10 protein-coding genes are annotated in these 8,894 nt (G+C 69.2%); 1 reads left to right on the top strand and 9 read right to left on the bottom strand.

Going from position 1 to position 8,894, the window contains the following annotated elements; all coding sequences use genetic code 11:
- Positions 1-70 precede the first annotated feature (70 nt).
- The 3 genes from HRL41_RS10990 to HRL41_RS10980 form a co-directional block, all read right to left on the bottom strand.
- Positions 71-730: a DUF948 domain-containing protein gene (locus HRL41_RS10990; RefSeq protein WP_172137066.1), complete on the bottom strand. Its 660-nt coding sequence runs from the start codon at positions 728-730 to the stop codon at positions 71-73.
- A 99-nt stretch (positions 731-829) separates the two neighbouring features.
- The gene (locus HRL41_RS10985; RefSeq protein ID WP_172137065.1) at positions 830-2,269 is read right to left on the bottom strand and encodes a replication-associated recombination protein A; all 1,440 of its coding nucleotides are present in this window, start codon (positions 2,267-2,269) and stop codon (positions 830-832) included.
- A 793-nt stretch (positions 2,270-3,062) separates the two neighbouring features.
- Entirely contained in the window at positions 3,063-3,878 is an 816-nt protein-coding gene (locus tag HRL41_RS10980) for a UTP--glucose-1-phosphate uridylyltransferase (protein ID WP_172137064.1), read from the bottom strand.
- A 112-nt stretch (positions 3,879-3,990) separates the two neighbouring features.
- Here HRL41_RS10980 and HRL41_RS10975 point away from each other — a divergent pair, with 112 nt between their 5' ends.
- Positions 3,991-5,169 carry an FAD:protein FMN transferase gene (locus HRL41_RS10975; protein WP_253904871.1) on the top strand — a complete coding sequence of 393 codons (1,179 nt, stop codon included), beginning with the start codon at positions 3,991-3,993 and terminating at the stop codon, positions 5,167-5,169.
- Positions 5,170-5,318: 149 nt separating this feature from the next.
- On the opposite strand, the gene HRL41_RS10970 is transcribed toward HRL41_RS10975, so the two are convergent.
- The 6 genes from HRL41_RS10970 to HRL41_RS10945 form a co-directional block, all read right to left on the bottom strand.
- Positions 5,319-5,720 (bottom strand): YbaN family protein, encoded by a 402-nt coding sequence (locus tag HRL41_RS10970; protein ID WP_172137063.1) that lies wholly within the window; start codon positions 5,718-5,720, stop codon positions 5,319-5,321.
- Positions 5,717-5,917, bottom strand: coding sequence for a hypothetical protein (locus HRL41_RS10965; RefSeq protein ID WP_165173919.1), 201 nt, complete (start codon positions 5,915-5,917; stop codon positions 5,717-5,719). The genes HRL41_RS10970 and HRL41_RS10965 overlap by 4 nt, the downstream gene beginning before the upstream one ends.
- A 68-nt stretch (positions 5,918-5,985) precedes the next feature.
- Entirely contained in the window at positions 5,986-6,747 is a 762-nt protein-coding gene (gene ccsA, locus HRL41_RS10960) for a cytochrome c biogenesis protein CcsA (protein WP_371808843.1), read from the bottom strand.
- Between the two features lie 48 nt (positions 6,748-6,795).
- A complete protein-coding gene (locus HRL41_RS10955; protein WP_165173908.1) occupies positions 6,796-7,563 on the bottom strand; it encodes a heme exporter protein CcmB in 768 nt (255 codons plus the stop codon).
- Positions 7,564-8,277: an ABC transporter ATP-binding protein gene (locus tag HRL41_RS10950; RefSeq protein WP_172137061.1), complete on the bottom strand. Its 714-nt coding sequence runs from the start codon at positions 8,275-8,277 to the stop codon at positions 7,564-7,566.
- Between the two features lie 22 nt (positions 8,278-8,299).
- Positions 8,300-8,894, bottom strand: a 595-nt coding sequence (locus HRL41_RS10945; RefSeq protein WP_305792300.1) for a cytochrome c-type biogenesis CcmF C-terminal domain-containing protein, incomplete at its 5' end; no start/stop codon positions are given.

Below are 8,894 nucleotides of genomic sequence, written 5' to 3'. Positions count from 1 at the left end.
GGCGACGCTGCGGCGGGCGCGTGCGACTCGGGCGTGATGGCGGGGATGCGGGAGAGGTCGGGCATGGGCCTTACGCCTTGTCCGCGTGCGCGGCGGAGGCGCTCGTCGCGCTGGCGGCGCTTGTCGCGTCGGCAGCAGCGGCAGCGCTTGCGGCATCAGCGTCGGCAGCGGCGGCGCGACGCTCGCGCCGGTCGGCGACGGCGGCCTCGGCGGCATCCGCGGTGGCGTCCACCAGATCGCGCACGGCGCTCTGCTTGGCGGGCCTGCCCGCGCCGCCCAAGCGCACCGACTCCTCGGAGGCGCCGCGCGTCTTCAGGCGGGCGCGCACCTTGTCAGTCACCGAGCTTACCAGGTCAAGCGGTGCGCTCGTGACCGAGTCGACCGTGTCCATGGTCTTGGTGACCGAGTCGGTGATCTGCGTGACGTCCTCGAGGATCTGGTCGACGCGCATGATCTCCAGGTTGGCCGCGTCAACGGTGAGCGACACGCGGTCGACGAGCGGGTCGACCTTCGACGAGACGGGCTCGAGCTGCGCGGTGATCTTCTCCACGTGGTCGAGCGTGGGCTTGATCTGCTCATGGAGCTCGCTCACCGTGTCGTTCACCTCGGACACCGCCTGGCGCGTCCTGCGGAAGGTGAGCGCGAGCTCCACGACGAGCCATACGAGCGCGATGCCGACGACTGCGTACACGACGGGAAGCGCGATGTTGAGCAATTCACCAAATTCCATTGCCGTTCCTCCTGATCGGGCTTTGAAGGCAAACTATAGCACTTCACCGTCCAATTCTACACAGGCAGGTCAGCGAATGCGCCAAGCGCCCACGCATCGTTACCCGCGCGTTGCGCCTCCCCCCGCGCGCTTCGGGGACGCTGCGGCGCCCGCATCCGCCGCGCCCGACGCCTTCGCGCCCGCGCGTTGCGCCTTCTCCGTGCGCGGGGCGGGCCTTGCAGGCTGCGCGGCCTCGGCGCGATCGCGTGCAGCGGCCTCGGCGCGGTAGGCCTCCCAGCCGCGATCGCTGGGGTGGTAGAAGCAGCCCCGCTCGAGCCCCTCGGGCAGGTAGCGCTGGTCAACCCAACCGCCCGGGTAGTTGTGCGGGTACCGGTACGTGCCGTAGTTCTCCGATCCGGGGCGATGGCGGTCGCGCAGGTAGTCGGGCACGTCACGCCGCGGGCCGTGGCGAACCTCGGAGAGCGCCGCGTCGATGGCGGCCTCGGCGGCGTTGCTCTTCGGCGCGAGCGCCAGGTAGATGGCGGCCTGGGCCAGGTTGATGCGGCACTCCGGGTAGCCGATCACCTCGGCGCTCCGAAACGCCGCCTCGGCCACCAGAAGCGCGTTCGGGTCGGCGTTGCCGATGTCCTCGGACGCGGCGATGAACATGCGCCGCGCGATGAACTTGGGGTCCTCCCCGCCGTCGATCATGCGCGCGAGCCAGTACACGGCCGCGTCGGGGTCGCTTCCGCGCATGGACTTGATGAACGCCGAGATGACGTCGTAGTGCATGTCCTTGTTCTTGTCGTAGGGCAGCGCGCGGTGAGGCGTGGCGGCGCGCACCATGCCCTCCGTGACGGTCACGGGCGCCTCCGGCGCGCCGGGGCCCGCCATGCCCGCCGCGAGCTCGAGCGTGGTGAGCGCGCCGCGCCCGTCTCCCCCAGCGAGCGTGACGATGGCGTCGAGCGCGGCGTCCTCGAGCACGTAGGCGCCGGCAAGGCCGCGCTCGTCCGCGAGCGCGCGGCTCACGAGCAGGGCGATGTCCTCGTCGGAGAGCGCGTGCAGCTCGACCACGCGCGAACGCGAGATGAGGGCCGAGTTCACCTCGAAGAACGGGTTCTCGGTGGTGGCGCCCACCAAGACCACCATGCGGTCCTCCACGGCGTGCAGCAGCGCGTCCTGCTGGCTGCGGTTGAAGCGGTGGATCTCGTCGACGAACAGGATGGTGCGCAGGCCGCCCATGACGAGGCGCTTCTCCGCCGCGTCGATCTCGCGGCGCAAGTCCGACACCGTGCCGCCGATGGCCGACACCTCCACGAACGTGGCCTTCGTGGTCTCCGCGACCACATGGGCGAGCGAGGTCTTCCCCGTGCCCGCGGGGCCGAACAGTATCACCGAGCTCAGGTGGTCCTGCTCGATGGCGGCGCGCAGCCAGCTGCCCGGCCCGACCGCCTCGGTCTGGCCCACCAGCTCGTCAAGCGTGCGCGGGCGCATGCGCACCGCGAGCGGCGCCACCTTCGTGCGCTCGGCGTTCTCGAATTCTGTGAACAGCGTATCCATGCGACGCATCATACCATGTCTGCTCTTCACGAACAAATGTTTCTGTGAAACTTCTCGAAAAAGTTCGAGAGCCTGGACTTGGACTGAAATCCACAAGTTCGCCACTTGCGGTTCACGGGTTATTCAAGCCCGTCCCTTATACTGACGTCAGCAAGTTGATAGGTTCCCCTCCTACCTTGCTTGCCTGCTTTATCCCTTTAAAAGCAGAGCGGCGCAAAGCCGCATCATCCCCTCCTTTTGGCCCGGCGAGTTCCCCTCTCGCCGGGCCCCTTCTTTTCCAAGCCAAACATGGCCGAGGGGCATGAGGCAGAAGAGCGGTTAAGGCCCCGGGGGGTTCCTGGACACGCAATCACGTGGAAAGGAAGACGTCGTGTTCAGGGGGTGCGCCCCTGGAAGAGCGTGCCTGCGGTCCAGCCACCGACAACGACGCTTTTCCATCCACCCCTCAGGTGATTCTGGATGAAATAAGGCCGTTATCGGCGGTTTCCTGGGAAAAGTGGATGCAAAAAGCGCGTTGTCGGTGGTTTTCGAGGCCCAAAGCACCGACAACGGGCGTTTTCCAGCCAGCTTTCCCAAGCTGTGGATGAAAGAGGGGCGTTGTCGGTGGTTCGAGCCGCGGTTGAGCTCGAGCCGCAGTTGGGAAAAGGGCGTCATCAACAGCTCGAGCTCCAGGGACCCATGCCCCAAGGGTGCCCGAAGCCAGCGCCCAGGACATAAAAAGCGGGACGCCGTCGGGGGCGCCCCGCTTATTTGGGTCGGCGGATGCCGGCCGCGGTTGCGAGCAGCCGCGAGGCTAGCGGCCCTGCTTCTGCTTCCAGAGGATGTTGTTGGTCTCGAGCCAGCTCTCCACGGTGCCGGTGTCGAAGCCGTCAGCCGGGTCGATGATGAGCGCGTACATCTCCTCTTCCTTGAGCACGGCGTCGAGCGCGTCGGTGAGCTGGATCTCGCCGCCCACGCCCGGCTTGACGTCGGCCAGAAGCTCCATCACGCGCGGGCTCAGGAGGTAGCGGCCGAACACGGCCAGGTTGCTCGGCGCGTCGGCGAGCGCGGGCTTCTCGACCAGCGAGTCGACCTTCCACACGTCGTCGGCCACGGCCTCGCCGGCGATCACGCCGAAGCGGCTCACCTCCTCGTCGGGCACGGGCATGACGGCGATCACGCTCGCGCCGCCGTGCGCGTCGGAGACGGCCTGCATGGCGGGCAGCATCTTGTTGTTCGGCACGAGCACGTCGCCCAAGAGCACGTAGAACGGCTCGTCGCCCGTCTTCTCGGCCGCGCAGCGCACCGCGTGCCCCAGGCCCAGCGCCTCCTCCTGGTACACGTAGCTCACGTTCAGGTTGCCCACGTACTCCACCATGTCGGCGTAGGCGTCCTTGCCGCGCTCACGCAGAAGTGCCACGAGCTCGGGGTTGGGGTTGAAGTGCTCCTCAATGGCCTTCTTCTCATGCGAGTTGATGATGACCACCTCGTCGGCGGCCGAAGCCAGGCCCTCCTCGACCACGTACTGGATGGCCGGGCGGTCAACGACGAGCAGCATCTCCTTGGGCTGGGCCTTCGTGGCCGGCAGAAAGCGGGTGCCCAGACCCGCGGCGGGAATCAGTGCCTTCATGTGTCTCCTATCTCACATGCCGAGGCGGCGCACGGCAGAACTAGCGCCATTATACGCCATGAAGCCCGATGGGCGAAGGCGGAGGGCGGCGGGGCATGCTACACTGGCGGGCATGGAAGCCTCCGCCGACACCCGCGATCGCGCGGCCAGGGGCACGGCCAGCCGCACGCTTGGCCACATCCCCAACCGCCCCGCTGCGCGCATGCCCAACCGCCCCGCCGCCGCAGCCAACGACGCCGCCGGTCGCGCGGCCAGGGGCGCGCTTGGCCGCCCCAGCGGTCGCACGCCCAGCCGCGCTCCCAGCCGCATGCCCGAGGGCGCGCTCGACCCCATCCCCCGCGAGGGGGAGGTCCACGTCAGCGGCCCCGACGACGCCGGCCTCATGACGGCGCGGCTCTTCGCGTTCAACACCGCCGTCTCGCTGTCCGCCTACGGCGACGAGCCCGCCTGCCGCGCTGCGTTCAGCGAGGCCGTCGCAGCGTGCCGCACCTACGAGCGGCTGTTCTCCCGCACGCTCCCCCACTCCGACATCGCGCGCGTAAACGCCGCGGGCGGCGCGCGCGTGCGCATCGACCCGCGCACGTTCGACCTGCTCACGCGCGCGCTCCGCTACTGCGCGCGAAGCGAGGGCGCCTTCGACGTCACGGTGGGGCCGCTGGTGCGGCTGTGGGACTTCCGCGCGGGCATCGCGCCCGACGCCCGCGCGCTCGCGCAGGCCGCGGCGCACGTGGGCTGGGAGAAGCTCGTGCTGGCCGAGGAGCCCGGCACGCCGGCGCGCCACTTCGCCCAGCTGGCCGACGAGGCGGCCGCCGTGGACGTGGGCGGCATCGCGAAGGGGTGGGTCGCCGACGAGCTCGACGCGCTCATGGGCGCGCGCGGGCTCTCCGGCTACATCATCAACTTGGGCGGCAACGTGGTGGTGCGCGGCAGCAAGCCCGGCGGCGCGCCGTGGAGGGTCGGCGTCCGCAACCCGAACGACCCCCGGCGCCTGGCAGGCGCCGTGCCGCTCGCCTCGGGCAGCGCGGTCACGAGCGGCACCTACGAGCGCTGCTTCACCGCACCCGACGGCACGCTCTGCCACCACGTCCTCGACCCGCGCACCGGCATGCCCGTGCGCACCGACGCCGCGAGCGCAACCGTGATCGCCGAGAAGTCCATCGACGCCGAGGGGTTCTCCACCACGCTCCTTGCCCTCGGGACAGAGCGCGGCAGCGCGCTCGCCCGCCGCTGCCCCGAGATCCTCCAGGTCGTCTTCGTAACCGATGACGGCCGCGTCACCACGCTGCGCTAGGGGCCGTTCGCGCCCGTCATCGCACGGCTGCCGCCGCGTTGCGCCGAAAGCGCCTGGGCGCGCGGCCAGATCCTTCGACTCCGCGCCCTGCGGGCGCTCCGCCCAGGATGACACGGGGGAAGGCGGGCTGCTCGCGCCCGCAAGTCCCCCTACTCGGGCTCGGCTTCGCGGGCCTTCTGCACGGCCTCGAGGCCGACGGTGGGGATGCGCACGACCATGAGGTAGAGCAAAAACACCGCCACGCAGGCGAGAACCACCCACACGAGCGGCTTCTGGACCAGGATCGCGCTGGCCGTCATCACCGCGAACGACACGGTGAGGATGCGCACCTTGGTGGACGCGGGGATGCCGCCCGCCTCAAGGAACGCCTCGACGTAGGTCTTGTACACCTTCGTCGACGTGACCCACGCGTGGCAGCGCGGCGACGACTTCGCGAACAGAAACGTCGCCAAGAGCAGAAGCGGCGTGGTGGGCAGCACGGGCACGAACACGCCGACGGCGCCGAGCGCGAAGCACGCCCACGCGCAGCCCAGGAAGAGCAGCCGCCTCATCGCTCGGATCGGGAGCGGGAGGCCTGCTCGGCCACGGCCTCCTCAAGCAGGCGCATCTGCGCCTCGGCGCGCTTGGTGCCGCGCATGATCATGAGCACGTACACCAGAAGCGCCGCCCACAGAAGCGCGTACGCCGCGATGAGGTACGGGGCCGACGGGATCACGGTGCTGTAGATCTCAACGAGGATGGGGTTCATGAGTGCTCCTTTCGAAAAACAAGCTCGCCTTCCCAGCGAGGTCGGCGAAGGCTGCTGCGACGCCTGCGTCAGTCCTCCAGCAGCTCCTTGACAGCTTCCACGCGCTGCTCGAGGCGCACCTGGCGGAAGCGCAGGCGGTAGAGCGCGAAGCCCACGCACAGCATGCCCGCCATGATGACGCCCACGCACAGGCCCATCTCGGGGCTCATGCCGCCCTCGCGCACCACCACGGGGTGGATGGACGAGGGGATCAGACGCGTGACCATGAAGCAGATGGGCACGTCGACGAAGGCGATGATGCCGATGACCGCGGAGAACGTGGCGCGGCGCTCGGGCTCGTCAATCATGTTGCGCAGCACCAGGTACGCGATCACGATGAGCATGAGCACGAGGTAGGTGGTGAGCCGCGGCTCCCACGTCCACCACACGCCCCACTCGAAGCGCGTCCACATCTCGCCGGTGATCATGGTCATGACCACGAACAGAAGCGAGATCTCCATGGCGATCTTCGCGCAGGTGTCGAAGCGCTGCTCGCGCGTCACGAGGAACCACACGCAGTAGTACGCGGCGAACGCCAGCGCGCAGAACGACACCATGGCGACCGGCATGTGGAAGAAGAATATCTTCTGCGAGATGAGCAGCTTGTTCGAGATCAGCGACCCGCCGATGAGCTCCGCGCCGCCCACGGCGGCGCCGCCCACGGGGGGCACCACGAGAAACGCCATGAGGAAGCCCACCGTCGTGAGCAGCGCGCCCGCGACGAGCACCGCCGGCGCCACGCGATCAGGCCACTGCCCCGTCTCGGGCAGCTTGGTGGTTTTCTTCGTCACCTTCTCCGTCCTTTCCGCCTTGCGGCTCGCCAACGAGGCGTCACCAGGTTAGCTCACCACGAAATCATACAGCACCCACGACGCCAGGATCATGATCACATCGTAGCCAGCGGCGAGCGCCAGCGACATCCCGAACACGTCGGCCAGCGCGTCGCCGCCCACGAGCGCGGCCGTGGTGGCCGACACGCACGCGTAGAGCAGCGGGAAGATCACCGGCACGAACAGAAGCGCCAGCATGACGTCCTTCCCGCGCGTGTTCGCCGTGATGGTGGACAGCAGCGTGCCCACGCCCGCGATGCCGACCGACCCCACCACGAGCGGCGCGACCATGAGCGGCGCGGAGGCGCCGGGGTGCGCGAAGCTCGAGAAGAAGAACCAGAACAGCGGCACGGCGATCACCTCGACCACCAGCAGGAACACGAGGTTCGACGTGGCCTTCGCCAGAAACACCACGCCGCGGTCGAGCGGGGCTAAAAGCAGGCCCTCGATGCAGCCGTTCTCCTTCTCCGCCGCGAACGAGCGCCCGAGCCCCAGAAGCGAGGTGAACACGACGAGCGCCCACAGAAGGCCGCCCGACACCTCGAGGAACTCCCCGCCCGGGCGGGCGAACGACAGCGCCACGCCGTACACCACGATGACCAGCACCGCGTAGATGCCCATGGAGACGAGCATCTCCTTGGTGCGGAACTCCTGTCGCAGGTCCTTGCCGAGCAGCGTCTTGTACTGCGCGAAGCCGGAGGGGCGCTGCGGGCGCGCGGCGGGCGCGGGGGCCTGGGCGGCAGGGCGCGCGGCGGGCGCCTTCTGCGAGCGCGTCATCTAGGCCACCCCCGTTCCCACCGTGGAGCGGTACAACGCGCGGAACTCCTCGGCGTCGAGCTCGTCGGCGCGCGCGAAGCGCACCACGCGCCCGCGCGCCATCACCATCACGTGGTCGGCCAGCGCGCGGCCCTTCTCCAAGTCGTGGCTCACCATGACGAACGTGCGCTCGGCGCGCACGCTGCCGATGAGCTCGTCGAATATCTCCACCGCGTGCGGGTCGAGGCCCGAGTACGGCTCGTCGAGCAGCACCACGGCCGGGTCGTTCACGAGCGCCCGCGCGATGGAGACGCGCTGCGTCATGCCGCGCGAGAACGTGCGCACGCGGTCGAGGCGGCGGTGGCGCAGCCCCACCGCGTCGAGCAGCTCGAGCACGCGGCGCTCGGGGTCGGGCACGCCGTAGAGGCGCGCGTAGAACAGCAGGTTCTCCTCAGCCGTGAGGTCGGGGTAGAGCATGGCGCTGTGCGAGATGAGGCCCACCGACGCGCGCACGGCGTCAGGCTCCTCCTTCGCGTCGACGCCGCCTACGCGAATGTCGCCCGCGCTCGGGCGCGTGAGCGTGGCGAGCATGCGCAGAAGCGTGGTCTTGCCGGCGCCGTTCGGCCCGAACACCGAGAGGAACGCGCCGCGAGGCAGCGCGAAGCTCACGTCGTCGACGGCGCGGCGCCCCCCGAACTGCTTGGTGAGGCCCCTGACCTCGATGGCCGCATCCATTCCTGCCTACACCCCCTTAAAGCTACCTCGCGTCACGGGCGCCCTCGGCGGTGGCGCTCCTCCGCTTGCCGAGCAGCGCCACCACGGCGCCCGCCATGAGCAGCCCAAAGCCCACCCACACGAAGCTGATCAGCGGGTTCACGCGCACGTCCATGGAGAAGTCGCCGTTGGCGTTCACGCCGCGGTACACCACGAACAGATCCTCCGTCGGGAAGCTGATCACGCTCGCCACGAGCTTCTGCTGCCGCGTGGACTGGACCACCTGCACGGCCGGCGACACGCTGCCCACGTACGCGCCGTCCTTCAGCACGTCATAGTGCAGCGTGTAGAGGATGTCGTCGCCGTTCTCGGAGGGCGTGATCTCGTTGCCGGTGTAGAAGAGCTCGTAGTCCTTGACCTTGAACGGCTCGGACGCCGTGTCGGTCGCCTCGTCGTAGGGCACGTACCCCGTGACCTCGGTCACGTACATCGACGAGCCGATGAGGCCCACCAGGATGACGGCCATGGCCGTATGGGCGATGCCGCCGCCGAGCGTCGGGAGCAGGCGCCTCAGCGACCCGCCCGCGCCCGCGCCGGCCGAGCCCGCGCCCGCACCCGCCGCGCCCGCGCGCTTGCCC

This window comes from Adlercreutzia sp. ZJ473, assembly GCF_013185065.1.
Lineage (GTDB): Bacteria > Actinomycetota > Coriobacteriia > Coriobacteriales > Eggerthellaceae > CAAEEV01.
The sequence above is the reverse complement of the archived record's forward strand: the minus strand, read 5'-3'. Positions and strand labels throughout refer to the sequence as shown.

Bases quoted from the DNA above. Each gene is read 5' to 3' on its own strand.
- HRL41_RS10990 (WP_172137066.1), bottom strand. From the start codon at position 730: ATGGAATTTGGTGAATTGCTCAACATCGCGCTTCCCGTCGTGTACGCA.
- HRL41_RS10985 (WP_172137065.1), bottom strand. From the start codon at position 2,269: ATGGATACGCTGTTCACAGAATTCGAGAACGCCGAGCGCACGAAGGTG.
- HRL41_RS10980 (WP_172137064.1), bottom strand. From the start codon at position 3,878: ATGAAGGCACTGATTCCCGCCGCGGGTCTGGGCACCCGCTTTCTGCCG.
- HRL41_RS10975 (WP_253904871.1), top strand. From the start codon at position 3,991: ATGGAAGCCTCCGCCGACACCCGCGATCGCGCGGCCAGGGGCACGGCC.
- HRL41_RS10970 (WP_172137063.1), bottom strand. From the start codon at position 5,720: ATGAGGCGGCTGCTCTTCCTGGGCTGCGCGTGGGCGTGCTTCGCGCTC.
- HRL41_RS10965 (WP_165173919.1), bottom strand. From the start codon at position 5,917: ATGAACCCCATCCTCGTTGAGATCTACAGCACCGTGATCCCGTCGGCC.
- HRL41_RS10955 (WP_165173908.1), bottom strand. From the start codon at position 7,563: ATGACGCGCTCGCAGAAGGCGCCCGCCGCGCGCCCTGCCGCCCAGGCC.
- HRL41_RS10950 (WP_172137061.1), bottom strand. From the start codon at position 8,277: ATGGATGCGGCCATCGAGGTCAGGGGCCTCACCAAGCAGTTCGGGGGG.